Genomic DNA, 26,813 nt, shown 5'->3' with positions numbered 1-26,813 from the left:
GTACGCGCGTAATTACTCTCACAAAGAAAGAAAATATTAAAATTACAAAAAATAATATTCTCAATATTTATAAGCAAGCTTACACCTATTTAAACATAGAAAATGGTCGTCAAATAAATTAAAAAAATAATTTTTTTATTTAGCAGTTGCGAAATACAAGTAGGCTGGCGCCTTTTGGAATTTTAGGAAAATATTGAACCTGTCAAAAATGAAGACAATATGGCATCTCTAATAGCAGATTTAAAAGCACAAGCTTCAAAAGAAGGTACAACAGAAGAAGAGTGAGAAAAAATTAAAAAACAGATATTAGATTTTTTTGAGCAGGCTAAATCTGTGAACGCCTCGGTTGAAAACGCATCAACTGAGGTTACTCCTTCTAAAGAAGATTAAATCTTAAAATTTTTCTATTCAAAAATTATTCTCCAGAATCTCTTCTGATTATTTGCCCATTGTTTGACGGTTTTAACGGAGCAGGTCTATCTCCATCAATACTCTTCTTTAATGGTGTGCCTGGCGATGAAGGGCCCAGTGGAGCTGGACGTGGCGGAGGAGGCGGTGGTGGCGCTGGTTTTTGATTCTTATTTTCACTCATTTTTTAGGCCTAGCCTTATCTCCACTAACGCTATTCTTAATAGACTTACCATCGCCTGATGAACCTAAAGGCTCTGGTCGCGGAGAAGTCATCACCGGAGATTGATGTGACTTTGTATCCGCTGGTTTTATATTTGCCGTTGGACTACTATTTGAAGACGCTGGTAGGCGCTCAGATTCTTTTTTTTGATTTCCCATAGGGCCAAATGATATTATCAAACATATCAATATTGCAAACATAGAAATCAATGCCGTAAACAACAGACTCTGTCCATAGAAGAGTCTGGTAGCCTTCTTATCATTTGAATCCAAATGATTCCTATAAAGCTTCCAATAATGCTCACACAAAAAACGTCTGTATTTATGCCCATCTACATCTTTTTGCCCATGATCGTCATGCTTACTTATAGAACAAAAAAGATCGTCATCGCTCGGAGCCAGCTGTGCTTCTCGAACTAGTATTGTCGCTAATAAAAAGATACAAGCTGAGACCAAAACAATTAACAATGCTACAAAAACTAATTTTCCCCAACATGTCGATAAAATATAGGAGATCATTTCATTTTTTTTGGACAGATCTCCGATAATTAAAAAATTAGCAGTTACCAATACTCCCACGAGAGCAAACAGAGATGATGCTTTGGAATCTAAGCTTTTAGCGCGATCGTGTTCTTCATCCCTTAAGTTTTGTATTATTTTAAATAACTCTCTAATTACGTCTCTATTTTCCGTACAGAGCTCTTTCCGAATTTGCTCATAACTTATAAATTCATTTTTCACCATAAACTCCTGCTGTTACCTTTATCCAATCTCTTAGCATTTCTCTTAGCTGCTCATAGTTGTCCCACTGTCTATACATAATTTGCTGTATATCAAAATGAATACGCTTCCCTTCTTTATCATCTCCATCAACATGATCACTTTTAATAAGATGAAAAACAGGCTTTCCTAATCCCCGCGCGTACCCTGACTCAAAATACACACCTCTGTTATTATAGGTAAGTTCTGCGACAACAAACTTTGAATCTTTAATTTCAGACATAATTTTATTTGTGATATTGTCAGTGTGAGCCTGACTAACTACATTTGCATCGTAACCACAATCCTTACAGGCATTCTTAATTGCATCAATGGCATCTTGAGAATTTCCCTCAGTCCATTTAAATTGAGTTGCAATAAAAACCTTATTTGTATTCTGAGAAATATTTTGCTTAGAAATATGCGCCCAACCATCAACCGTCATTTGCCACTCAACATTATGAAAGTTAAAGGCTGTTAAAGCTGAAACCGGCACATCCGAGCGTCTAGTTTTAATAAGTTTCTTATTAAATAAATACTGGAGTATCTGCAACAGCTCCTCATCATTTGCAATTCGAGCCCAAGCTCTATCTTGATCTTGTATAAAAAAACGATCGTATGCACTTGTCTTTGATAACTGTTGAGCAAGATATTCCAAAAGAACGTATGGCTTTTCTGAATGATTGACTGGTTCATCACAGACTCTCTCATAACAACAAACAGCGATATTTGGACTGTTTTCATATTTCTTTTTATAACTTTCTAATTCCTCTTCTATTACCCAAACAACCCAGGTTCCTGAATTTCTATTTAATTCCATGCATTTTCGAGCACAATTTGCCTTACCTTGATCTGAAGTAGGAGTATACCCTCCATTTTTTTCTTTCTCTTGTGATCTTAACAGCGCAACTTCAAATGAAAGTTCATATTTACCAACTGCATCCGATCTAACAAAGACATGGTCTCCGTTTGAATCATATATAGCGCTTGCCCCAGTAAACCAACAACTCCCCGCTTCAGCCATGCCTTCTCCTTTGAATTAAGATTAAACAAAATTTATGGATTACATTCAAGTGTCTCGTCAAGCCTATAACCGGTCACTACATCGTTCACTACACAATCACTACGAGTGCCATGGTTTCCCATGATTTTGCGTGATAAATGAAAAAAGTGACTCGATCAGATTTCTTATCCAACTGACTGATTTTATTTTGTTAATTGAAAAACTCTAGAAACTAAAAATCCCCCCGAAATGTGGGATTTGGAATGGAGGTGGTGGCCGGGATCGAACCGACGTAGACGCTTTTGCAGAGCGCTGCCTAACCACTTGGCTACACCACCATTTAGGTACGAACGAAGAATCTAATATTTTGAAAACTAAATATCAAGCTGAACATTTGGTTGAGCTAAAGTCTTTGGAGCTTTTAGGCCCAAATGTTCGTAGGCTGAAGGCGATGCGACACGGCCTCTTGGCGTTTTTTGCAAGAAACCCTGCTGAATCAAGTATGGCTCATAAACCTCTTCGATCGTTTCGCGTTCTTCATTTAAAGCTGCTGATAAAGTGTCCAACCCTACCGGCCCGCCTTGGAACTTTTCGATCATGAGGATAAGCAATCTTCTATCCATTTCATCCAAGCCTCTATGGTCCACTTCCATTTGGTCTAAAGCATACTTTGCGATCTTTTCATCGATCACGCCGTTGTTTTGAATTTGCGCATAATCACGCACCCGGCGAAGAAGTCTATTCGCTACTCTCGGAGTTCCGCGCGCACGTCTAGCGATTTCTAGTGTTCCTTCTTTTACGATCTCAGTATTTAAAAGTCCTGCGGACCTTGTGAGAATTTGCACGAGATCATTTTCGTTATAGAAATTTAATCTTTCAATAATTCCAAAACGATCTCTAAAAGGATTATCTAACAACCCAATACGAGTAGTTGCTCCCACCAATGTGAATGGGGCCAACTGAAACTTCATCGATCTTGCGCCGAGGCCTTCGCCGGTCACCATGTCGATATAAAAATCTTCCATCGCAGAGTAAAGATACTCTTCAACGTTTCTGTTCAATCTATGAATTTCATCAATAAACAAAATGGAATTGGGTTGAAGTGATGTGAGAATCGCAGCCAGATCACCTTTTTTGTCTAGAGCCGGCCCAGAAGTGGTCTTAACATCCACTCCGAGAGTTTCTCCTAAGATATACGCCAGCGTGGTTTTACCCAAACCTGGAGGCCCATAGAACAATGTGTGATCTAAAGGTTCTTTACGCTTCATCGCCGCTTCTACGAAAACTTTTAATTTGTCTGTTACGTTTTTTTGACCAGGAAATTCGCCCAAAGATTTGGGACGAAGACTGATCTCAAATTTTGTTTCGCCTAGTGATGCACCCAAGGTTTCTGAAGATACGATTCTCTCTGACATTATAAACTCCCCGATAACGATGAAAGGCCTTTGCGAACGCCTTCTTCAAATGTTGTGTCGTTAGGTAATTCTTGAACTACCTTTTGCACATCGGATTCTTTGAAGCCTAAATTCACCAGTGCTGATAGAATTTCTTTTGAAGTGCCTTTGACAGATCTCTTTGAACTAGATCCTACGTCCTCGATGATTTTTAATTTTCCTTTGAGCGAAAGCACCAACTGCTCGGCAGTCTTCTTCCCTACTTTTGGAATTTTTGAAAGTCCCGCCACATCTTCGTCCTCAATCATTTCAATAAAGTGATCAAGCGAAGTTCCGGATAAAATCTTAACGGCAAGCTTGGGCCCCACGCCGTTCACTTTGATCAGGGAGTGGAACATTTCTTTTTCATTGGAAGTCGCAAAACCGTAAAGCACAAAAGCGTCTTCTCTAACATGTGTATGAATAAAAAGATGCGCCGCTGACCCTAAAGACAAACGATCCAGAGTATTGGTAGAGCATAAAACTTCGTAACCCACTCCTTGAACATCAAGGATGGCCGTTTCTAGATCGAGATGAATTGTCGTGCCCTTTAAGTAAGCAATCATGAAAGCCCCTCCGCCGGATGAATATTTATAACTCTATATTCTTCATGTTTCGAGATAATTTTTCTTCAATGTCTGCGCGCTGCGAATGATAAATTGCGAGAGCTAAGGCATCCGCCGCATCGATTTGAATATTTTCTTTGAGTTTCAAGTAATTGAGAACAAGGAATCTCACCTGTTCTTTTTCTGCTGCTCCATAACCTGTAATGCCTTTTTTGACTTCGCGAGCAGCGTACTCTTTCACTTGCGCTTTGATTTTGTGGGCCTCATAAAAAGCCACGCCACGAACATGACCAAGTTTGAATGCACTGTCGACATTCTTTCCCAAAAATATTTTTTCCACCACCACATGCGCCGGTTTGTATTTTGCGAATACGCGGGAAAGCTCTTCGCCAATCTTGTGCAGGCGGATAGCAAAGTCCACTCCCGAAGAGTTTTTGATTACACCGTGATCTATATATTTTACGTTTCGGCCGTCATATTCGATGACACCAAAACCTGTAAAAAGACTTCCTGGATCTAACCCGATGATGATCAACTTTTTTCCTTTCAAGTTGTGTACTACCTATGCCAGAATCATATTGATGAGCTATGACAATATCAATCTAGAATTTATCGAAAGGTATCAGAAACTTTTCGAAAAAGATCCCAAGTCCAAGGTGTTCGCACCTCTCGGAGAAGCTTATCGTAAAATGGGTCTTATCGAAGAAGCTCGATCGATTTTAGAAAGCGGAGTCAAACTTCATCCCCATTTTGCCAGTGGCCGCGTGGCCTATGCAAAGGTTCTGATCGACCAAAAGAATTTCCAAGGGGCCTCCGAACAGCTGTTAGTAGCCACAGATCTTTCTCCTGAAAATATCCTCGCGCAAAAACTATTGGCCGAATGCTTTATTCAGCTTAAAAAAACCAAGGAAGCTTTGAAAGCCTACAAAATGGTGCTTTTTCTGAATCCAAATGACGCGCAAGCCCAGATGCATACCAAGAAACTCGAAAGCATCACTGCCGACGAGTACGAAGAAGATGTTTTTGAAATGAAGCCTTTGAAAGCGGACATCTCACTCAAAAACATGCAGCAAAATCCAGCAAAAATTGCGGCCAATACTTCTGCTGGAGCCTATAAATCTCTTCAATTGGAAAGAATTTTATCTCTTACGGATGCTTTTATTGCACGTTTGGATTTTGAAAGGGCTATCGAAACCATTGAGTCTTCGGAGAATTTAATTGGAACTCACCGGGAGCTTGAAAAAAGGAAAGAGTTTATTTTTGCTAGGATTGAAGAACATAAGGAATTCATTCCTGAAACCCACGATACATCCCTCGCCGATGCAGCTTCAAATCATGCCGCTGAGTCTCAAAAAATTGACTTACTTAAGAATCTACTCCACAAAATAGAATCTCGACGATAAGCTACCAAAAATTAATACATAACTGGGACTATACTATGATCGAAACAAGCGATTTTAAAAAAGGCACAAAGTTACTCATCGATGGCAAACCATGGGTAATCACTGATTTCCAACACGTAAAACCTGGAAAAGGAAACCAGTTCACAAGAACAAAATTAAAAAACATGATCACGGGTCAAAACCTAGAAATGACGATCAAGTCTGGTGAAAAATTTGAAATTCCAGATGTGTCTGGAACTTCTGCAACGTTCTTGTACAGAGACGATCAAGGTTTCCACTTTATGAACCAATCCTCTTTCGAACAAGTTACACTTTTCCCTGATGATCTTGGGGATGCTAAAAACTACTTAATTGAAAACCTCGAATGTAATCTTTTATTCTTTAACGGAAAACCAATCGGTTGCGATATCCCGAACATGGTGGTGTTGACGGTCGTAGCTACGGATCCTGGCTTTAAAGGAAACACGGCTACAAACACTTTTAAACCTGCAACTACAGAAACTGGTTACGTAGCGCAGGTTCCTCTACACATCAGTGTGGGCGATAAATTAAAAATCGACACAAGAACTGGTGAGTACTTATCTAAGGCTCAATAATCATGACATCACAGCCGGACCCTAAACCATTTCGCAAAGGATCAAAAGTCCAATGGAAATGGGCCGGCGGAATTATTGAAGGTGTTGTCGAAGAAATTTTTAAAGAATCTATTACGAAAACCATCAAAGGTAAAAAGATCACCAGACACGGATCACCAGAAAAGCCCGCCTACCTAGTAAAATCAATAGCGGGAAATATTGCTTTGAAATTACAAACGGAGCTTAGCTCTCGTAAAATTAAAACGAAGCTAGGTTCTCGTAGTGATAACGACTACCGCTAGAGAATTAAGCTTAGTTTTTAGAGTGATTTCATCATCGAATCTTCAAGGGCCTGAATATTTCTATCTATTCTGGCGATCGTTTTGTTGATCTCAATGTACGCAAGCGACCTTTCATTATCATTCATTTTATCGAGTTCTTCGTTGAACTCTGAGTCGCTATACAAATGCCTGTGCTCAACATAATCCGATATTATCGGCGGAGAAAACAATAATCCACCAAGCCCACTCAAAAATAATATAAAGCTCTTTTTCTTCATTCCTAATATAAAAGAACCCGCAGATACAAGGGGTGTTAATATGGCAGCAGTCTTCTTGGTATCGACGTTTCTAATAACATTACCGTCAAGCGCACGATAGGTTTCCAAAAGATGTTTTTTGCGAACTATGTCACTTCTGAATATTTCAAGCTGCTCTAGATAATATTGTTGTTCAGCTAGAGTTGATGGGTCACTGATTTTAGAATCAGCGTAGGAAATATTCCCACTCAGTAAGGATAAAATTAGAAATGATTTGATAAATACTTTCATAAAAAATTTCCTTTATTTAATATCAGGCCACATTGCATATTATGCGTCGAAAAATTAATTTTAATTTCTACATAGATTGCATAAGTGATTCTTCAACAGCGTTAATTTCTGCAGTGGATTCATTAATTACAGTTCCAAGCTCAACATATAATTCTTTAGCTTGATCATTACTCAATTTTCTTAAAAGTTGCAGAAACTCTAAATTAGGTAATGAAGTAACTGGAGGTATAACAAGGGCCATTGATACAAGAGCACCTCCTAAACCAACAACATACTTTACAGTAGAATCAACTACATTTTTAGTCTTATGAGAACGATACATTAAAAATAGAGAAGCTACCATACCTACACTTCCTGCTGCTGCCTTCAAATTATTATTTCTAATAAGATTTCCATTTTTCCTTAGATGCTCCTCAATTAATCGTCTTTTTTCTTGTGCATTGGACATTAATTCTTCCAGTTGCTCTATCCGCTCTACTTTTTCTGAAGAAGTTAATAATTCTAGATTTATTGTCTTGGCTGTATCCGCGTTAGCAATATTCCCACTCAATAACGATACAATTAAAAGTGATTTAATAAAAAATTTCATACTGTCTCCTTAAGTAAATTTAATTGAGTTCTTTATTTATCAAATTCTCCAGGCGGAAAATTTCGGCTTGAATTTCATCGTGAGCACTATGAAGTGAAAAATATAAATTTAATTTTTCTTCGTGCGATAAATCGCGAACCTCAGTGTCAACTTTCATTCTTTGCAGTTCAGCCCACGAAACAGGTGCCCCTACAGCTGTGACCATCGCAAAGACAGCCCCTTCAGCTATTACATCTCCTCGTTTCACGGCATGCTCTTTAAGCGATGATAATAATTTTGGCACGTTAAATTTAGCAACCTTAACAATCTTAATTACATGTTTACTTGGCAACAATGAATAAAGTGTCATAAAAGCTCCCACTCCAGTAACAAATAATGTGAGTTTCTCAACATTCCTATCGTCATTGTCATCAGCATCTATATGCTCTCGCACATAAGTGATTTTTTTGCTTAAATCATTTTTTAGGTCTATTAACTCTTCTAGTCGCTCTTGCTTTTCTACTAAAGAGAGCCCTTCTAACTTCACAGATTGATTTGCACCAGCATAGGAAATATTCCCACTCAATAGTGTTATGATGAGAAGTGATTTAATAAATTTTTTCATATGTGATCTCCTAAATAAAACTTGAAATATCAGATCAGAATCTAATTCTTATAATAATGTTCGCTAAACTCGGCCGTAATACCACTCTTCCACTACAAATTTTTCTAGCTCCTCAATTTCTGTTTCTAATTTTTTTATCTCATTTGTATGCTGATTAAGAGAAATAATAATTTCTTCATCAGTCATTGTATTCAATTTTGCGCGAAATTCTGCCTCTGTATATATCTCAGAAAGTACAACTACTGAAGTACCTGAAGCTAAGAGACCTAGTGTACCTGCAAGCTTAGGGAAATCTTGCTCAACAAAGTAACCAGTTTTATTCTTCATACCATATCTAATAGAACGGAAAGAACCATAAGCTATAGCTGTTGCAAGAACCATCCCTGCCGCGACACCTTTCCTAGTTGAAAAGAATCTTTCTTTTTCATAAGTTTTATGTCTTTTACGTATTTCTTCTTCGATTAAATCTTTTTGGATAATATAACGAATTCGCAAGTCGTTCTTGTATTCTATTTTCTTTTCCAATGCGCGCTGATCTTTTACATCGACCACCTTACTGGTGACTTTATTTGTATCTCCATTTCCTGCGTAGGTAACGTTTCCACTCAATAACGATATGATCAAAAGCGATTTAATAAATACTTTCATTTTAGTTCTCCTTGTAAAAAGTCTTGTTAAATTAACTGCTAAATTTCAATTTTTTAAATAGGTTTCATCATTGATTCTTCGAGAGCTTGAATTTCTTTTTTTGTTTTATCGATCTGTTTGCTAATCTCACTGTATAAAACTTGATTCTCCGAAGGAGTTGAATCCACAAGTTTTTCGTTGAATTCCGATTCTGACAAATCAGCAAATCCATTAACAACCTCTGTAAGTACAGCGCCAGCACCCACTAAAGAAATCAAACCTAACATAGACGCCTCTATTCCTTCATTCGTAAATCTGTGTCTACTTACAAACGCACCTCGTCCGTCACCGGCAAATCTATGTCTAGGTAGAGCAAGTGCAGCTCTATATCTAGATACACCAAGTACAGCAATGAGTATCGTAGCAATAGTTATTGCGGTCAATTTCGTGTCAAGATGTGTAATTACATCTCCTTTTTTCACAAAGAATTCCTCAATCAATTTTTTTTTGCCTTCCAATTTAAGGACTAACTCATGTAGCTCCTCTAATCGTTCCTGTTCTGCAAGGGTAAGTGACTCTATATTTTTAGGCTTATTGGCTCCGGCGTAAGAAATATTCCCACTCAATAACGATATAATTAGAAGCGATTTAATAAATACTTTCATTTTAATTCTCCTTGTAAAAAGTCTTGTTAAATTAACTGTTAAAATTCATCTCTTAAAGAGATTCCATCATTGATTCTTCGAGTTGAACAATTTTTTTATCGGTTGCTATTATTTCCTGACTTAAAGTTTTATACAGAACTCGGATTTCATCATCGCTAGATTGGGCTAGACTCTTATTAAAATTTGAATCATGTAGTTGTGCTACGTATGCAATCCCAACGCCAGCAGAAGCTGTTGAGCCTGCCAAACCACTAATCGTCTTGATTAATGCTCTTATTTTAGATTCTTCTTTAGTTCCTGATTTAAATACAAATTGAAATAATACCCCTGCTACGATTGAACCAACTATTATGTGATCAACATCTTTCAAAACAGCACCGTTTTTCTTGTAAAAATCTTCAATTAATAATTGCTTATTAACCATTTTAATTTTTAATTCCGTAAGCTTCTCCAACCTTTCCTGCTTTTCATTCATAGTTAGAGACCCTAGAGTGTCTTCACTAAGACTATCTGGACTGTCAACTGAACCTGCATAGGAAACGCTTCCACTCAATAACGATATAACCAGAAGCGATTTAATAAATACTTTCATTTTAATTCTCCTTGTAAAAGTGAAAATTCGAGGCGAATATAATTCTCGTAGCGATAGCGACTACCGCTAGAGAATCAAGTTTAGTTTTTAGAGAGAATCCATCATCAAATTTTGGAGAGCCTGACCAGTTTCATGCATTAGTAATTCTTCGATTTTCAGAATTCTCTCTTCGATTGCAGCGATAGCTGCCACAATTTTTTGATATTCATTTGATATATGGTTAGGATTTTCTCTTTGTCCATTTTCAAGATTTTGGTAGAACTCTGTGTCCGGCATTTGCCCCATTGCAACTAAGGTATTTAGTCCACCGAATAATGCGATAGGTGAACTCGCTCCAAAGAGCACATAAGGAAGAGTTCTTTCCTGTCTCATTCCTCTGAAACCATATACTGCAACTGCAGAGGCCACGAGAGTTACTCCTGCAGATGACCATACCGCAGCTTTAGTAGCATTTTTTCTAACTTTACCATTCTTTTTAATATACTCTTCAATCAATATTTTTTTGTGATTCAAGCCGTATCTTAAAGTATCAAGCCTTTCTAATTCCCCCTGCGCCTCTCGAAGAATCTTAGACTTGCTGTTACTGTTTTGTTTATTTTCCGCATAAGAAATATTCCCACTCAATAACGATATGATCAAAAGCGATTTAATAAATACTTTCATTTTAATTCTCCTTGTAAAAAGTCTTGTTAAATTAACTGTTAAAATTCATCTCTTAAAGAGATTCCATCATTGATTCTTCGAGAGCCTGAATTTCTTTTTTTGTTTTATCGATCTGTTTGCTAATCTCACTGTATAAAACTTGATTCTGCGAAGGAGTTGAATCCACAAGTTTTTCGTTGAATTCCGATTCTGACAACTTAGCAAATCCATTGACAACATCTGTAAGTACAGCGCCAGCACTTATTACAGAAATCCCACCTAACAAATGCGCCTGTGTTTCTTCATTCACAGAGAAATGTCTACTGAAATACGCAGATGATTCTTTATCCGTAATTGTGTGTAGTTTATTTAGATTAAATTTAGCTATATAGCTATTTACAAGTGCAGCTCTCTCTCTATTTACAGGAATTGCAGCTCTATATCTAGATACACCAATTATAGCAGCAAGTATCGCAACAATAGCTCCTGCACCCAATCCCATGTCATAATTTGTAATTACATCTCCTTTTTTCGCAAAGAATTCCTCAATCAATTTTTTTTTGCCTTCCAATTTAAGGACTAACTCATGTAACTCTTCTAATCGCTCTTGTTGTTCTGCAAGGGTAAGTGACTCTATATTTTTAGGCTTATTAGTTCCGGCGTAGGAAATATTCCCACTCAATAACGATATGATCAAAAGCGACTTAATAAATACTTTCATTTTAATTCTCCTTGTAAAAATTAGCTGTCAAAAACTTAATCAAGCGTACATAAAGCAAGCATTGTGCCAAAATATAAACAAATTTAATTCATCATGGTGCTGGAAAAAACTAATTCAGAAACATGAAAACAACTTTTTGTTATTCACAGGGCTCAAAAAAAGCCTTTTCAAATTATTAAGTAAGAATCTGCTGCTTAATCTGCGGCCTTAGAATTGCAGTCTATATCTCTGATAGGAATACCAATGGTTATGAAACTTAAATCTACAATTGTTGCATTTTTGTTGCTCTGCTTTTTTTTGAGTTTTTCACAAAATGTGTCAGCTCAGAATATAAGTTGCGCGCAATTATTTTCAGCAGATACAAGCACCTCTTCTGGTAAGACAAGTCGATTTCTTGCTGATCCCGAACCACCGGCCATTACCAAATATGGATTTTTTGTATACAAACCAAAAGTGAAAAACAATTGGGTCGAAAAATATGTTAGATATTTTCCTCGCAAACTTGGACAGTTTTTTTTAAAAGACGAAAACTATGCCTTCTCCCCTCTTCGCATTTTTGAAATGCGCCCTATAAGATGGTTAGATCCTATGAATTTTGCAGATTGGGCCACCAGAAAAATAACATTCTACACGATTAAAAAAGAAAAAATTCTATCAAAGTACGTAAAAATCCCTGCATATGTTTTATTAGTGACACTTTCTGGAGTCCAATCCTATGCACAACAAATGGAAACTGCCCGGATCACGCAAGATATAGCTAACCAACCTCGATACGAGTTGATTAGTGAACAGCCACAACTCCAACAAAGCACTGAATCGAGCATATATATAAAGGACATTCGTTTTGAAATTGTCCAAAAGAATACTGGTTCAAAACCTTCTAGAGAACAATTTGAACTCTTATTGAATGATTACTACAAGAATCAAGAGACTCAAAAAAACCACGAACCTTCAGTTCTTTTCGGTCATATCGATGGCATCACCAAAGACCTCAACTTCAGTCAAAAAACAAAAGACGATCTTAAAACCCTCACCCATATGTTCTACGATCATCTCCAAGTACAAGACGAGTATTTCTTGCAGCCCAAAGTTTACAATCAACGTAAAGCGGAAGCCTATAAAAATGAAGATGCCGAATTGATTGATTTTATGACTCGCTTAGAAAATATATCGCTTTATAATACAATTATGAAATATTATTCAGAAGGTTTGCTGACAACAGAAGACGTTCGCTATTTCACGCAAAGAAATCTATACAATAATTATTTAGTGGGCATATTCGAGATCACAAAGCTAAACCTTACCAAGGTAACAAGCGATGGCAGATATACCGAAAGCCAACTAGAAAGCTCTGAACTCACTTTAGCTTTACGCTTAGATATTCTAAGAAAAGTAAGAAGTAACAAAGAAACAAAATAACTTATTTCGATTTAGCGCGTCTATTCCACTTAAGATACTTTTAATATAAGGCTGTGTTTTGGATGGATTTTAGACAATAACTGGACGAGTTTGTCTGTCGTAAACCGCTCATTACGATATCTTAGAATTTTGCCCAAAAGACTTTCATCAATGTCTAGTACTTTTGCAAACTCTCTACTAGTAAGGTTATGCTCTCGTTTATAAACCACAAACTGTTTACAAATATCATATCTTAATTTTTCAATTGGTGTTGCGTTTGGAGGAAGACCCAATGACCCCTCAGCTTTTTCAAGGATCTTTCTTATTTTTTTTAATTTTTTCTCACTTGGAAATTTCATTTATTTTCTCCTGTAAGCATTGATGACTCCAATATATGCAAAATTTTTATCTATTAACCATATCAATTTATATTTTTTATTTTCAAAAATTAAACTTTCTCTTACGTAATATTCAAAATCACAATCCACATATTCAGGCTTGAAGTCTTCTTCATTCAACTGCTGTACAAGTTCCAATATAATTTGGTCATTGATAGACGCCGAATGTTTCCTTTCGTAGTGTGGGTCTATATGTAACTTTGTAAATCTCTTTCCATTTATAAAAACATTTATTTCGTATTCTCTTCTAATAACTTCTATCGCTAGATAGAAAAAATTTAAAAGCTTAAGCCTAGATAAAAGCGAAGCAGTTGTATATGTGTTTTTCCAGAGAATAAATCTTGATCGTCTTTGAAATCACCCTCTTCAAAAGCAGAACCCGTTGTTATACTAGCATTTGAAATCTTATCCGCAACCGGAAGCGATAGTCCAATCCAATCACAACCCATCGTAAAACTATTCCATTGCCATTGATTCCCAATTGCGAAACTAATTATTGCGGAAGTCGAATCAAAATGGCTCTGTGTCGATGTGACTGTACTTCTATAATCGTAATCAACTTTTCTAAAATCTATGCCAGTATTGAAATAAAAAGAATTTCCAGTAAAGTGCTTCCAATGAACGCCTATTGATTTTGTATCAATATCGTATTCAAAACCACCAAAACTACTCCACCCATTTGAACCATCTGTCACTTCAACAAAGAAAATATCATAGCTTGTATGATATTTTCCAAAAGCAAGGCCCCGTGAACTTGAAATACTTGGACCTACACCTAGCAACTGAGCCCATGCCGCATATTTTTTATTCATGCGGTTATGTTCACTAGAATTTTCATAAATGGAATCTTCTTTAACGATCTTAGGGCCTTTTTCTTCTGGTGCCGTAGCAGGAGCTGTGTCATCGACTTCTTCTATAGTTGTAACTACGGTTTTTGTGATCTTCTTTTTTGGCTTATTCTCAGCCGCCAATCCTACCGCACCCATTGCAAAAATCAGTATTGCTATCGCTATATTTTTCAAACGCTCTCCCTATAGGCTAAATCAAAATGCTAGATTCAATATATTCTATAACTTTGTCAATTACTCGTCCCAAAGTTAGTTTTTATTTCAGAGCCACATAAACTCTATGCGTATCATCGTAATCATCCATCTCTTGCAGGAATTCGACGACTTCTTTTTCTGCTTCAGGAGAAAGCTCTACGAGATTTTTTGGAACGTAGCCTAGCTCCGCCTTGGTCACATTCCATCCGGCAGCTTGCAGCGCTTTGTTCGCATTGTCTAGATCTGGAACATCAGCAATGAATCTCGCACCCAAAAGATGCGGTTCCACTTCACCATCTTCGAGTGACTCTACATTTTGCGCACCGACTTCGATGGCTACGGATTCTAAGTCTAAAGATTTATCAGAGTGAGCGGCCTCGATAATTCCGGTGTGATTGAACATCCAACCTACGCTGCCGGGTGCTCCCATTTGGCCTTTTTTGAAAAGTTGTTTCACTTCGTGCGCCGATCTATTTTTGTTGTCCGTTAAGATTTCTAAAATCACCGCCACTTGATGAGGAGCAAATCCCTCGTAAGTTACTAAATCAAAATTCGTGGCGTCTTTATCCGCGCCCGAACCTTTTTTGATCGCGCGTTCAATTGCATCGCGAGTGACCGATTGTTTTTTCGCTGCTTCAATTGCCGCTCTCAATCTGGGATTGTAATCGGGATCTGGTTGTCCAAGTCTTGCTGCCACTTGAATTTCTTTTGTCAGCTTATGAACAATCTTTCCTTTTTGAGCAGCTCCCGCCGACTTATGCTGATTCTTCCACTGTGCACCCATGAATAACTCCAAGTTAAAATGAAGAACCATTTTTCCTCTAAAATACTAGGATTATCAAGCTTTTGTCGCGGTCTAGGTGGATAGTATATACCTGACTTCTAGGCTATTTACGGTAAAACGAGAAGTTGTGCTTAAAAACGAAGGTTATTTCTGAAAAACCAATCTCAATTTCCCTAGGACTCGACCATTACTGAACTTTAAAAACTTCTAGTTTTTTCATATAATTAAGGAAGATTTACATCGTGGATTACATGACCGCCGGAGCAGCGTTGGATTCATCTAGAATTGAAATTATTATTAACAAGCTTTTACAAGATTTTGATGCGACCTATGTTGCCGATGATCTTTTAAAAAAATGGGATCGCGGTGAACTTTCTGAGAAAGATCAAGACATTGCCGCGCAGTTTCTTATCAATACAGGTTTCTTAAAAACCCTCCAAGCTCAATACTCTAAGCAACTCACCCACGATCGTTACATTGCTTGGATTCCATTCATCGAAATGATTTCCAGAACAACTGAGACTCTCCCCGATGACATCGTTGACCCTATCCTTGTCGGTATGACTGAAAACAATAAGCTCGAAGACATTGTTTACGTTCAGCAATCTAAGAAACTGCATTCCCGTTTTAAAAAATTAATAAAAACTTTCTTACACGAAAAAAAAATACAACTTGAGGAAGAAAAAAAGCAACTCACAGAAAAACTTCAGCGTCACATCAACGATAGAATGGATGGCGAGATTAAAAAAGTTTCTGAACTCTTAAAGGAAAAATTTCCAGATGATAGCGAAGTTCTCAATATCACCTCGGACTTGGATTTAGCGAGAATAAGAACCCTTATTCAGAAAAAAGAAAGAGATCTGCAATCTACACTCTCAACGACAAAGAACATCGCCAAAAAAGATCCTGCAAATTCAGCAGCCAAGAATCAAATCAGTGAAGATGTTTTAAGAAACGCTAAGAAAAATCCAGAGTCTGCTTATGATTTAGCCATTTTACTTACACAAATGGAAGTTTATGATGATGCTCTTACTTGTTTGAGCTATGCTCCCCCCACCCTGGAAAAGGACTGGTTGAAGTTGGATCTCTTAATTAAATCTGAAAATTTTATTGATGCAATAAGCGAAAGCTTTGAGATAGAAAAAAAGTATCCAGAAAATCCTGAAACTATTTTTGCTACGTTAGAATTTAGAGCTCAAGCCCTTTACGGTTTAGGGGAAGAAGAAAAAGCCATTCAAATTTTAGAAAAAGTTTTAGAGATCTCACCCAAGAACCACGCCGCCAAAGTTCTTCTCCACTCATGGAGGAATACTTGATCCATCATCCACTCTTCAGAACAATTACAAAGTTCACCATCGTTGCATTGTTTTTTGGAGTGCTTGGATTTTTCTACAGTTACCATCTTCCCGATTTTAAAATCTGGGCCATCGATCAAATCGATAAGACCACCACAGCAAAAGGACCCGTGCGTGTTTTAGTTTCGAATATTGATTTCCATGCCTTCCCCATCGGTGTAAGCTTCCGACACATTCGATTAAAGCCCAAAGCACCTTTAAGTGAAGCGGTCAGCGAAAGCTACGTGAAAGAAGTCAAGCTCTCCGTCAATCCGTTTAGCTTTGTAACAGGTTTATTTCAATTCTCAAAAATCGAAATTATGGATCCAGAGATTAGAATTAAAAGTGTAAAAGCTTTTGAAAACTTAAAAGATCCAAATTCAGATTCAAAGCTAAATTTAAAATCCATTCTAAAAATCCCTCTCAATACCTTCACAATCTATAGAATGGACCTGAGTATAGACGCAGAAGAAAATATCCCTAAAATCAATTTAAATAGATTTTCATTAGAAATTGAAAACCAAAAATCTTCAGCTCTCTTTTCATTCATCTCGCCGCAACTTTTGATTTATGATCCGCAAATTGCCGAAGTGCCTGTTGATATTTCTCTGGGAAGCAGATTTCTTATCCAAGAGAATCAAATTTTAATGTCTGCCTTTAAAATTAAAAAAGGGGATTCATATATACTCGCCGCTGGTTATACCGAGACTCCTATTTCCAACATTAAATTTGACGAAGTGAATTTAAAAGTCAAAACTAGCTTGAGGCTCGACCAGCTTAGAAAAGAGCTCTTGCCTTTCCTAAAAGGAAAAAATATTCCAGAAATGAGTGGAAGTCTTGAAGCGCAGACATTCATTACAAAAAAGACTCAAAGTCCTATTTCAACTCAAAGTAAATTTCATTTTAAAAATTTAAAGGTATTGAAATTTGAAATTGGAGATGTGATCGGTCAAGCCGTTTATCAAAATGAACAGATCCAATCTCAAAAAATTCAGGTTCGCAATCCTGCTGGAAAAATCAATCTTTCAAGCTTGTCATTTAAAATTTCTGAACCCATGGAGTATTCTGCGATTGTTGGTGTTGAAAATCTACAGCTGCAAACTCTATTAAAGAGTTTAGGAATGGGTGAAATTCCCGTTCAACTGGGAATAAATACGGAGCTGCCTTGCCGAGGCAAGTTCAATCAAACTCCACTTCTCAAATGCACAGGCGAAGTAAAAGTAGATAAGCTCAAAGTTTACAATAAATCTTTAGATATTGTGAATGCCGAAAAAGGGACAATCAAAGGTTCTGTGGAGTTGACAAAAACTCAAGTCATTACTGCAGCAGAAATCAGTATTGGCGACGAAACAAAGGGAACTGCTTGGGGCTATGTTGATTTTGCAAAAGGATTTAATTTTGATTACGAATCTCCTAGTCTTAATTTTAAAGATTTCAATCTCGCTAACCTTGGCCTCGAAGGAACTATCAAAGGCAAAGGGAATGTGAAGGGCGATAGCCACGCGGCCACTTTTGATATGGATGTGAAAGCCCAAGACTTTACAATCAAAAAATATTTCACCGGAGACTTTGCCTCTCAACTCTCTTACAGAAAAGGCCATCTCAGATTAAGAGATATCGATGGCCTCATCAGAACTACAAAGTACCTTGGAGTGCTGGATATAAATTTAACAGAAGGAAAGATCGTCGGCGATGTCGAAGCCCCTTACCTGGAGCTTTCGGATATTCAAAAGGCCATCTCAAAAGTTGCGGCCCTTCCGTTTGAACTTTATGGTGGCGGTACGGCCAAAGTGAACTTCTCTGGTCCATTGGATTTCAGTCTTCTTTCGTACACTTTGAAATCCAATATTCAAAACGGAAATATCGCCGGAGAATCTTTTGATGAATTGATCTTTGATGTCATTTCAGAGAAAGGCTTTGTCAAAGCCGATAGAGCCACTTTAAAAAAATCCAGTGGCACACTCACTCTAACTGGGACAGCAAAACCCGATGGGCATATCCAAACAGAATGGGTCGGGAAAAATTTTACTCTACAGTCTATCAACTCATTTGCAAAAACTGAGCTGAATATGAATGCGGATTTAAATTTCAACCTAACTCTCACAGACCATATTTTGAGTCCAAAGTCTTTACTCACCGGAACACTTACAGACACAACTGTTTCTCAAGAGCCTATCCCTGATTCAAAATTCATTATGACTTTCGGAAAAAACACCATCGAAGGTAGCGGCAAGCTCATGGGCGATAAAATCGATGCAAAGTTCGTGATCCCTCTAAATCCAACGGCACCTTTTTCGTTTAAAGCCAAAACAGAAAAGTGGGACTTCGTTCCTCTTATACATCTTATTTCTTCGAAGAGCCGCGCGCAAGAATTCACAACCTCCCTCTCAGCCGATATTGATTTGAGCTCTACGAAAAATGGTTTTTGGAATTCCAATGGAAATATTTTGGTCAGAGATCTCCGCGTTCAACGAGGAATCAAAGAAATGAGATCTTATGAGCCGGTAAATATCAAATTCACAAATGGGCTTCTAGAAGTAAGAAAATTTGGATTGAGAGGTGACAATACTTCCCTTGAAATCAATTCCATAAAATCTCCAGGCTATCCATTTGGATTAGGTATTAATGGTAAAATCGATTTGGGCTTAGTTTCTTTCTTAACACCATTCTTTGATGATTTAAGAGGGAACCTCGCTGTTACAACTCAACTTTCTTTTGGTCAGAACAACTGGAAGTTCTTAGGATCGGCATTCATTACAGATGCGTCCGTGAGAGTAGATGCCTTCCCTCATACTTTTGATGATATCAGTGCCGATATTCTATTCAGTGATGATAAAATTATCGTCAATAGATTCACCAGTGATTTTGCCAACGGTAGGCTATCCGGAAATGGCAATGTCGAAATCAAAGGTGCTAAAAATATCAAAACCGATCTTTACGGAAGATTTGACAGTGTAACCATGCGAGTGCCTCAGGATGTAGTTACAAAAGGTAGCGGTGACTTCCACATCACGGGGAACTGGTTCCCTTATCTTTTTGAAGGCAACTATGTTATTCAGAGTGGACTCTATACAAAACCCATAGAACAAGACAGCAGCCAAAAAGCTGGTGTTACAAGATCGCAACTTTTGCCCGAATCTCTCCTTCGCAAAACTGCAGACATTGCGGTTTTTGATCTGGATGTGATTTTCAACAAAGGTGTCGACGTTCGAAATGAATTCATTGATTCAAAAGCCTACGGTCGACTAAAAATCAAAGGCCCACTGACTCGTCCCGTCTTACTTGGACAGTTGCAACTGCAAAGAAATGGAAAGTTCTTTTTTAGAGACACTACATTTGAATTTGAAACAGCAGAGCTAAAATTCAATGATCCGAATAGAATAAATCCCGAAATGTACATTTCAGCCAATGCTGTTGTTGAAGAAAACGTCGAGAGTCGCGTACAAAGATATGAAATCAATATGCTCGTACAAGGTAAAGCGGATGACCCAAGCTTAACCTTCTCGAGTAATCCTCCAAGATCCGAAAAAGACATCGCCTCACTCCTTGCTCTTGGAGTTACCACTGAAGGTTACCAAAGCAATCAAGCCGGAGAGAATCAGCTTCAAAGACAATCTTACGAAGTGGGGGCTTCGATCTTAACAAAAAATAAATTTGGTAGAGATCTACAAAACAGAACGGGGTTAGAATTTAAAGTGAGCTCGGCCATCGACCAAAGAAATAACTCACCATCTCCAAAGATCACGATCTCTAAGCAATGGACTCCAAGAGTGGAAACCAGTGCTTCTAGAACTTTTGGCGAATTGACAACTCAGGATGTGAAGGTGGAATACCAACTGAATCGCAGCGTATCACTCATCGGAAGCTGGGAAGGCCGTGAGGTTTCAAATACAACATCCACAACGACATCAAGCGATGATAAAAATACTACTGACATTTTGGGTATTGATATAGAATACAAACTTGAATTTAAATAGGATAAAATGAAGTTTTTAACGACCTTGATTTTGATGATCACTCTTTCGCAGACAATCTCTGCGCAAGGTATTCACTCGTCTTTTGACTTCAAGGAAGTACCAACAAAAATATTAGATCCTATTGTTAAAGCCCATCCTAACCTTTTCAATGATGTTCCAACTCCAAGCGAAATGGATCAAATTCTTGAAAATTTGTATAGAACTGGAGAGTTTGAGTCTTTAAAAATCTCTGAAAATAATGGAAAAGTTGTGATCATCGCGACTCCACTTAAAATTATCGCTAGTGTTTCCGTTCAGGGTAACAAAAAACTCAGCGAAGCAAATATTCTCGCGTCCTTCAATATAGACCAAGGCGAAAAATTTGTTTTCCAAAACATTTATGATGGCGCTGAAAGAATTAAAGAGCTTTATGGGAAGAGCGGATTCTTTAATGCTGTAGTGAGTATTGATACTCAACCTGCCTCAAACAACAGAATTCACCTTCAAATCATTGTAGATGAGCAAAAGCCTTGCCTGATTAAACGAATTGATTTCAATACATCCTACGCTGACTTGAGCGCGCAGATTCAGCGCAATGTAAAATCTTTTATCAATAAACCCCTCACTGACGATGTCATTATTGATATCGAAGGCGAAGTTAAAGAATTCTTTGTTGATAACAAAATCCTGAGCGTTTCCATTCAAGGCCCATCATTTCAATACAATAAAGATAAAACTGAAAGCTATGTGACCTATACATTAGAAAATGCATACAAATACATTCTTTTTTATGAAGGAAATCAGTATTTCTCGACAACTGAACTTTCTAATAAATTGGAAATCGGTAGCAAAGTTCAATTTGGTTCAAACCCCACTGCAGAGCTCGCATCCAAGTTAGAAAAAATATATCACAGCTATGGATTTGCAAATGTCAGCATAAAGCATAGAGAGAGCGTGCAAGCGAAATCTTTTTCTAGAAAAGCATATTTTAAAATTGTTGAAGGACCAAGATCATACCTCAAGAGAATCAAATTCAACGGCAAGCTCTCGAGACCTCCAAAATATTATTTGGATTTATTCAATGGATACTATGATGCAAAAGTATACAAACAAGAATCTGTAAAGACTGCGCAAGATGCCGTGGTGAACGAACTTCAGAATCAAGGGTTTTTAAAGGCGCAAGTTCTCTCTAGTCAAACTTCATTCTCCCCAGACAAGCGAAGTGCAGAACTTTCTCTTTTTATTGATGAAGGCCCACAAACAATTGTTAGCTCCTTAGAATTTGATGGCACAAAGGCTTTTTCAAAAGACCAATTGAAAGATGTTATTGAAATCAAAGAAAAAATTCCACTCAATCTTGCTCTCGTAGAGCGCAGCGGTCAGAAGATTGTGAACTACTATCACAATCAAGGTTATCTAGAAATGGAACTGAAGTCCACCATGTCCGAACTCGTAAAATATTCGGACGACAATACAAAAGCGGATCTTTACTATAAAATTCATGAAGGTCCGCAAATCAAGATCAATAAAATTGTCGTAGAAGGAAATGCTTTAACTAAGCAGTACGTAATCATCAATGAACTCGAGTTTGACGAAGGTGAAGTCTTAACTCCCCAAAAAATTGCCGATTCAGAATACCATTTGCAAAAAACCGGATTATTCACTCAAGTGGAGATTTCTACACTAGAAAAAGGAACTGAAAGCTCGAATAGAACCATTCTGATCAGGGTTGCTGAACGTGACCCTGGATTATTTAATTTGGGTTTAGGTGTAAACACTGAGTTTGATTTAACTCTTCGTGGATATGCAGGGTTAAGCTACAATAACATCGCAGGTACAGCCAGAGCGCTTTCTGGTCGTGTAGAATTGAGTCGGGTTGCGGATATTAACTTTGTGGATCACACCGTGACTCTTGGTTATTTGGAACCCACTCTTTTTGCAAAACGAACAAGGGGCCGAATTAATCTTATTAGAACACGCGAAATCATTTCTAGAAATCCCGACATTGAAGTTCTAGAAAGCAATACGATCAACTTCTTGATCGAAAAAGATTTTACAAGATTCCTAAAGATGACTTGGGTAACTTGGTCTATGTCTGCAAACAAAGAATACAAACTGGAGACGAATCAACTTATAGAGGAGGTCGATATCGCTGCAATTGGCCCCATCATAGAATACGATAAACGTGACCACCCGTTTGTAACAAGAAAAGGTTATTATACAAAGCTTTCCGTAGAATACGGAGATCCCGAACTAGGCTCTTCAGATACTGTTCACTACGTCAGAAATGTGGGGCAGATCAATACTTATGTTCCAACAAAATTAAAAAATATCATTTGGGCCACTTCACTTGCTGGAGGATATTTAAGAAATACTGAAGACAATAATAATTCTAAAGTGCCCGACGTAAAAACTTTCAAACTCGGAGGAAGAGACACGCTCCGTGGTTTTGAGCCCAACGAAATTCCTCACGAAACAGATAAAAATGGAAAACTTGTCGAAGTAAAATCGGAAAGCCATTATTACTTAGTTAAATCTGAGTTCAGAATCCCAATTTATGGCCAGATAGAATCTGTTTTATTCTATGATGGCGGTGCGGTATTTATACGTGGAAATGAATTCGCAGACACATATAGAGATGCTGCAGGTATTGGATTCCGTTACCAAACTCCAGTTGGACCACTTTCTGTTGAGTATGGCCACAAATTAGATCGAGATCGAGGCCTTGACGAACCGTCTGGTCGTTTCCATCTTTCCTTTGGAACATTCTAGCAGTAGAATGATTATATATGGGCAATAATAAAACTAGAGAACATCAAGATGGCGAGCTAGACCTAAGAGAAAAGGTCAGCGAAAAGCTGAAAAAGCCATCATTATATAAAGTTATTTTACTTAATGATGATTTTACCCCGATGGATTTTGTAGTTTACGTCTTAAAATCGTTTTTTAATAAAACTGACGATGAAGCCCATGATATAATGTTACAAGTACACAAGGACGGTGCTGGAGTTGCAGGTGTCTTTTCCTTTGAAATCGCAGAAATGAAGTCTGCCCAAGTAAATGTCACCGCCAAAGAAAATCAGCACCCGCTGAAGTCAGTCGTCGAAAAGGAGTAATAAGAACAACAGTTCTTATTACTTCAGGAAGAGTGTTCCGAACATAACAGGTGGAGTATCTCATGCTTACAGAAAGAACACAGAAAGTCATAGAATCAGCTATCGGAATGGCCGCAACCTGGAATCATGAATTCGTGACTCTAGAACATATTCTTTTATCTTTAGCTCAGGATGCAGAAATTGAAAAACTCTTCACTTCTTCTGGCGTAGATAACGATCAACTAAAAAACGAAGTTAAAACTTATTTAGATCAACAGGTTCCAAAGCAACCGGTGAATCCCGCTCCAGGAAAAAATCTGGTCAATCGTTCTCCAATTCCTCAATTGACGCTCGCGATTCAAAGAGTTTTACAAAGAGCAATTATTCAAGTGCAAAGCTCTGGAAGACAAACTGTTCACCCTGAGAATATCTTGATTGCGATGTTTGATGAAAAAGAATCTTACTCTGTTTATTTGCTCGAAAAAGCCGGCGTCTCGAGATTCGATGTCATCCAATATATTTCTCATGGAGTAAAAAAAGGCGAATCCGATGAACTCACTGTAGAAGTAAGAGAAGGCGGCTCTGATGAACCCGCTTCATCGGCACTCAAGAAATTCGCAGTGAATCTCAATGAAAGAGCGAAAAACAATCAAATTGAAAATTTAATTGGAAGAGATTTGATCATCGATAAAATGATTCAAACATTACTTCGCAAAAATAAAAATAATCCGCTGCTCGTGGGAGATCCAGGAGTTGGTAAAACGGCCATCGCAGAAGGGCTCGCTCTTAAAATTGTTCAAGGCAATGTTCCTGAGTTTTTAAAAGACGCTGTCATCTACTCGTTAGATCTTGGATCCTTACTGGCCGGAACAAAATTTCGTGGAGAATTTGAGGAAAGATTAAAAGCTATATTAAAAGAATTAGAAAGCATGGATCATGGGATTCTTTTTATCGATGAAATCCATACGATCATTGGTGCTGGTGGAACAAACGGGGGCTCTCTCGATGCTTCGAACATTTTGAAGCCACCTTTAAGTAACGGCTCCCTGCGCTGTATTGGTTCCACAACATTCAAAGATTTTAGAACACATTTCGAAAAAGATCGGGCGCTTGTTAGAAGATTTCAAAAAATCTCAGTCAATGAGCCTTCTTTAGAAGAAACAATGAAGATCATCGAAGGTTTGAGAAATTCTTATGAGAAATTCCATGCGGTTTCTTATACAGACGATTCTCTAAAGGCCGCGGTGGATCTTTCACAACTTCATATCACTGGCAAATCTCAACCCGATAAATCTATCGACGTTATCGATGAGGCCGGTGCCCGCGTGAAATTGAAAAAAGAAAATAACAAAACCGTAGAGATCAAAGACATTGAAGATGTTGTTGCCGAGATTTCTGGCGTTCCCGTTCACACTGTGAAAACCGATGAGCGCGAAAAACTAAAAAACCTCAATACAAATTTAAAACACGTGATCTTTGGTCAAGATAAAGCTGTAGAAAGCTTAACTTCCGCAATCAAGGTTTCGAGACTTGGACTTGGGCGAGAAAATAAACCCATGGGAAGCTTTATGTTTGCCGGTCCTACGGGAGTGGGTAAGACAGAGCTTGCCAAGCAATTGGCTTTTGCCCTAGGTGTTCACTTTCATAGATTTGATATGTCAGAGTACATGGAAAAACATGCAGTATCTCGCTTAGTCGGCGCCCCTCCAGGATATGTAGGGTATGAGGATGGCGGACTACTTACGGATGCGGTGACTCAACATCCACATTCTGTGGTATTGATGGATGAGATTGAGAAAGCTCACCCCGATTTAATTAATATTTTATTGCAAGTGATGGATCACGGTAAACTCACCGACACTAACGGTAAAGTTGCGGACTTTAGAAATACAATTCTAATTATGACAACAAACGCCGGCGCTAGAGAAATGAGTAAGAACCAGATCGGTATCGCGAATACAAGTGCAGACAACTTCTCTAAGGACGCAATCAAAACTGCGTTCAGCCCAGAGTTTGTTAACCGCATCGATGGTATCGTGCAATTCACTCACCTCGAAGAAGACATTATCTTTAGAATTGTTGAGAAATTCATTATCGAATTCCAAGAACAACTCAAAAAGAAAAATGTGGAACTCGTAGTTGATAACAGCGTAAAGAAATTCTTAATGCAAAAAGGCTACGACCGAGCCTATGGCGCTCGCCCCATGTCTAGAGCTTTACAAGAACACTTAAAGACACCGCTAGTAGACGAAATTCTATTCGGAAAACTGTCTAAAGGCGGAACCGTAAAAGCAAAGTTCAAGAAGAATAAAATCGAATTCGAATTCAGCGACGAACTCGTGACTGCTTAGTTAGTTCTCAAAAATTGAGATATTGCTGCATCTTTTGGAATCCGAACTTTTCGATGGCTGCTCTTTGGTTGTGAGTTCTGCAAAGTAATCTTAGGTTTTGGATCGTAGCTCCTCCTCCCATTGCGATAGGTATGATGTGGTCGTATTCGAGGAATTTGTTTGAATTGCAGCTTGAGTGTGCACATTGGCCTTTATCTCTTAGATACACTTCTTGTTTTAGAGCTGCTGGAATATATCTATTAGTAACTCCTTTCACTTCCTCTATCGGAAGCTGAGGCGTGTTATTTTTCTGCCTTCTAAGCTCTACTCTCTTGGCTTTTTCCATTGGATCAATTTTTTGGATGACAATCTCTGCCATTGCTTCGATCAGTTCTTGATCTGTCATGCTTGGGTTCTTGTGGGACATTAAGGCTTTAATCTTATCTAGTTTTGAGATGAGGTCTTTGTTTAAAATAACTTTCAGTTCAGTCTTATCTATAGTTAATTCTCTTCTTTTCTCTTGAGGTACACTTTGAGGAGAAATAGCTATCAATTCTTGGATGCATTCTCTAGATGACTTGTTTTCTAGCTTTTCTAAGACTTCTTTCTTTTCTATGACCGAATAGCTTTTACCTATTTTAGCCTCTTGTCTAAAAAAGCTTTGCGCTTGAGAGATAGAAGATAAATTCAAATCCCCTGAAATAATCTTTTCTTCTAGTTCTGGGATCAACTTCATGGCTCTCATGGAATCAATCCTTCTTTGAGCGGAAGCACTCGAGTATTTTAACACTTTCACGCAATACTCAAAGAGTGATGGGTAGTTCTTAGAGTAAAGCC

Annotated in this window: 27 protein-coding genes and 1 tRNA gene; 9 read left to right on the top strand and 19 right to left on the bottom strand. The window is 37.9% G+C overall.

Going from position 1 to position 26,813, the window contains the following annotated elements; translation table 11 throughout:
• Window positions 1-415: 415 nt before the first annotated feature.
• The 7 genes from V4596_13855 to ruvC all read right to left on the bottom strand — a co-directional run bounded on the left by V4596_13855 (window position 416) and on the right by ruvC (window position 4,926).
• The gene (locus V4596_13855) at window positions 416-592 is read right to left on the bottom strand and encodes a hypothetical protein (GenBank protein MES2770225.1); all 177 of its coding nucleotides are present in this window, start codon (window positions 590-592) and stop codon (window positions 416-418) included.
• Window positions 589-1,371, bottom strand: coding sequence for a hypothetical protein (locus V4596_13850; protein MES2770224.1), 783 nt, complete (start codon window positions 1,369-1,371; stop codon window positions 589-591). The genes V4596_13855 and V4596_13850 overlap by 4 nt, the downstream gene beginning before the upstream one ends.
• A complete protein-coding gene (locus V4596_13845) occupies window positions 1,361-2,413 on the bottom strand; it encodes a nucleoside 2-deoxyribosyltransferase (GenBank protein MES2770223.1) in 1,053 nt (350 codons plus the stop codon). The genes V4596_13850 and V4596_13845 overlap by 11 nt, the downstream gene beginning before the upstream one ends.
• A gap of 243 nt (window positions 2,414-2,656) precedes the next feature.
• Window positions 2,657-2,730, bottom strand: a tRNA-Cys gene (locus V4596_13840).
• A 36-nt stretch (window positions 2,731-2,766) separates the two neighbouring features.
• Window positions 2,767-3,807 carry a Holliday junction branch migration DNA helicase RuvB gene (gene ruvB / locus V4596_13835; protein ID MES2770222.1) on the bottom strand — a complete coding sequence of 347 codons (1,041 nt, stop codon included), beginning with the start codon at window positions 3,805-3,807 and terminating at the stop codon, window positions 2,767-2,769.
• The gene (ruvA, locus tag V4596_13830) at window positions 3,807-4,391 is read right to left on the bottom strand and encodes a Holliday junction branch migration protein RuvA (protein MES2770221.1); all 585 of its coding nucleotides are present in this window, start codon (window positions 4,389-4,391) and stop codon (window positions 3,807-3,809) included. Before ruvA ends, ruvB begins: the two co-directional genes overlap by 1 nt.
• Before the next feature lie 25 nt (window positions 4,392-4,416).
• Window positions 4,417-4,926, bottom strand: a complete 510-nt coding sequence (ruvC, locus tag V4596_13825) for a crossover junction endodeoxyribonuclease RuvC (protein ID MES2770220.1) — start codon at window positions 4,924-4,926, stop codon at window positions 4,417-4,419.
• 46 nt (window positions 4,927-4,972) lie between these two features.
• On the opposite strand from ruvC, the gene V4596_13820 reads away from it, so the two are divergent.
• From V4596_13820 to V4596_13810, 3 genes are read left to right on the top strand one after another with little or no spacing between them, the layout of a single operon-like run.
• Window positions 4,973-5,794 carry a tetratricopeptide repeat protein gene (locus V4596_13820; protein MES2770219.1) on the top strand — a complete coding sequence of 274 codons (822 nt, stop codon included), beginning with the start codon at window positions 4,973-4,975 and terminating at the stop codon, window positions 5,792-5,794.
• A 35-nt stretch (window positions 5,795-5,829) separates the two neighbouring features.
• Window positions 5,830-6,390, top strand: a complete 561-nt coding sequence (gene efp, locus V4596_13815) for an elongation factor P (GenBank protein MES2770218.1) — start codon at window positions 5,830-5,832, stop codon at window positions 6,388-6,390.
• A gap of 2 nt (window positions 6,391-6,392) precedes the next feature.
• Entirely contained in the window at window positions 6,393-6,671 is a 279-nt protein-coding gene (locus V4596_13810) for a DUF2945 domain-containing protein (protein MES2770217.1), read from the top strand.
• A 17-nt stretch (window positions 6,672-6,688) separates the two neighbouring features.
• On the opposite strand, the gene V4596_13805 is transcribed toward V4596_13810, so the two are convergent.
• The 8 genes from V4596_13805 to V4596_13770 all read right to left on the bottom strand — a co-directional run bounded on the left by V4596_13805 (window position 6,689) and on the right by V4596_13770 (window position 11,638).
• Window positions 6,689-7,198, bottom strand: a complete 510-nt coding sequence (locus tag V4596_13805) for a hypothetical protein (GenBank protein MES2770216.1) — start codon at window positions 7,196-7,198, stop codon at window positions 6,689-6,691.
• 67 nt (window positions 7,199-7,265) lie between these two features.
• Entirely contained in the window at window positions 7,266-7,787 is a 522-nt protein-coding gene (locus tag V4596_13800) for a hypothetical protein (GenBank protein MES2770215.1), read from the bottom strand.
• A gap of 19 nt (window positions 7,788-7,806) precedes the next feature.
• Complete coding sequence (locus V4596_13795) at window positions 7,807-8,391, bottom strand: hypothetical protein (GenBank protein ID MES2770214.1); 585 nt, start codon at window positions 8,389-8,391, stop codon at window positions 7,807-7,809.
• Window positions 8,392-8,454: 63 nt separating this feature from the next.
• Window positions 8,455-9,039: a hypothetical protein gene (locus V4596_13790; GenBank protein MES2770213.1), complete on the bottom strand. Its 585-nt coding sequence runs from the start codon at window positions 9,037-9,039 to the stop codon at window positions 8,455-8,457.
• Between the two features lie 53 nt (window positions 9,040-9,092).
• Window positions 9,093-9,683, bottom strand: coding sequence for a hypothetical protein (locus V4596_13785; protein MES2770212.1), 591 nt, complete (start codon window positions 9,681-9,683; stop codon window positions 9,093-9,095).
• 52 nt (window positions 9,684-9,735) lie between these two features.
• On the bottom strand, window positions 9,736-10,275 hold the full coding sequence (locus tag V4596_13780) for a hypothetical protein (protein ID MES2770211.1): 540 nt from the start codon (window positions 10,273-10,275) through the stop codon (window positions 9,736-9,738).
• An 87-nt stretch (window positions 10,276-10,362) separates the two neighbouring features.
• Window positions 10,363-10,938, bottom strand: coding sequence for a hypothetical protein (locus V4596_13775; GenBank protein ID MES2770210.1), 576 nt, complete (start codon window positions 10,936-10,938; stop codon window positions 10,363-10,365).
• Window positions 10,939-10,990: 52 nt separating this feature from the next.
• Window positions 10,991-11,638: a hypothetical protein gene (locus V4596_13770; protein MES2770209.1), complete on the bottom strand. Its 648-nt coding sequence runs from the start codon at window positions 11,636-11,638 to the stop codon at window positions 10,991-10,993.
• 249 nt (window positions 11,639-11,887) lie between these two features.
• Here V4596_13770 and V4596_13765 point away from each other — a divergent pair, with 249 nt between their 5' ends.
• Window positions 11,888-13,057, top strand: a complete 1,170-nt coding sequence (locus V4596_13765) for a hypothetical protein (protein MES2770208.1) — start codon at window positions 11,888-11,890, stop codon at window positions 13,055-13,057.
• A gap of 29 nt (window positions 13,058-13,086) precedes the next feature.
• Here V4596_13765 and V4596_13760 read toward each other — a convergent pair whose 3' ends face one another.
• The 3 genes from V4596_13760 to V4596_13750 form a co-directional block, all read right to left on the bottom strand.
• The gene (locus tag V4596_13760; GenBank protein MES2770207.1) at window positions 13,087-13,395 is read right to left on the bottom strand and encodes a transcriptional regulator; all 309 of its coding nucleotides are present in this window, start codon (window positions 13,393-13,395) and stop codon (window positions 13,087-13,089) included.
• A 317-nt stretch (window positions 13,396-13,712) separates the two neighbouring features.
• Window positions 13,713-14,456 carry a hypothetical protein gene (locus V4596_13755; protein ID MES2770206.1) on the bottom strand — a complete coding sequence of 248 codons (744 nt, stop codon included), beginning with the start codon at window positions 14,454-14,456 and terminating at the stop codon, window positions 13,713-13,715.
• A gap of 82 nt (window positions 14,457-14,538) precedes the next feature.
• Window positions 14,539-15,261 carry a YebC/PmpR family DNA-binding transcriptional regulator gene (locus tag V4596_13750; protein ID MES2770205.1) on the bottom strand — a complete coding sequence of 241 codons (723 nt, stop codon included), beginning with the start codon at window positions 15,259-15,261 and terminating at the stop codon, window positions 14,539-14,541.
• A 242-nt stretch (window positions 15,262-15,503) separates the two neighbouring features.
• Here V4596_13750 and V4596_13745 point away from each other — a divergent pair, with 242 nt between their 5' ends.
• From V4596_13745 to clpA, 5 genes are all read left to right on the top strand, one after another.
• Window positions 15,504-16,577, top strand: a complete 1,074-nt coding sequence (locus tag V4596_13745; GenBank protein MES2770204.1) for a hypothetical protein — start codon at window positions 15,504-15,506, stop codon at window positions 16,575-16,577.
• Window positions 16,574-20,572 (top strand): translocation/assembly module TamB domain-containing protein, encoded by a 3,999-nt coding sequence (locus tag V4596_13740; protein MES2770203.1) that lies wholly within the window; start codon window positions 16,574-16,576, stop codon window positions 20,570-20,572. Before V4596_13745 ends, V4596_13740 begins: the two co-directional genes overlap by 4 nt.
• Before the next feature lie 6 nt (window positions 20,573-20,578).
• Complete coding sequence (locus tag V4596_13735) at window positions 20,579-23,323, top strand: POTRA domain-containing protein (GenBank protein MES2770202.1); 2,745 nt, start codon at window positions 20,579-20,581, stop codon at window positions 23,321-23,323.
• Between the two features lie 17 nt (window positions 23,324-23,340).
• The gene (gene clpS / locus V4596_13730) at window positions 23,341-23,667 is read left to right on the top strand and encodes an ATP-dependent Clp protease adapter ClpS (GenBank protein ID MES2770201.1); all 327 of its coding nucleotides are present in this window, start codon (window positions 23,341-23,343) and stop codon (window positions 23,665-23,667) included.
• A 62-nt stretch (window positions 23,668-23,729) separates the two neighbouring features.
• Window positions 23,730-25,997 (top strand): ATP-dependent Clp protease ATP-binding subunit ClpA, encoded by a 2,268-nt coding sequence (clpA, locus tag V4596_13725; GenBank protein ID MES2770200.1) that lies wholly within the window; start codon window positions 23,730-23,732, stop codon window positions 25,995-25,997.
• A 7-nt stretch (window positions 25,998-26,004) separates the two neighbouring features.
• Here the strand turns inward: clpA and V4596_13720 are convergent.
• Window positions 26,005-26,813: HNH endonuclease signature motif containing protein (locus tag V4596_13720; protein MES2770199.1), on the bottom strand; the 809-nt coding region annotated here is incomplete at its 5' end.

Source organism: Bdellovibrionota bacterium (genome assembly GCA_040386775.1).
In the GTDB taxonomy this organism is placed as follows: Bacteria; Bdellovibrionota; Bdellovibrionia; order Bdellovibrionales; family JAEYZS01; genus JAEYZS01.
The sequence above is the reverse complement of the archived record's forward strand: the minus strand, read 5'-3'. Positions and strand labels throughout refer to the sequence as shown.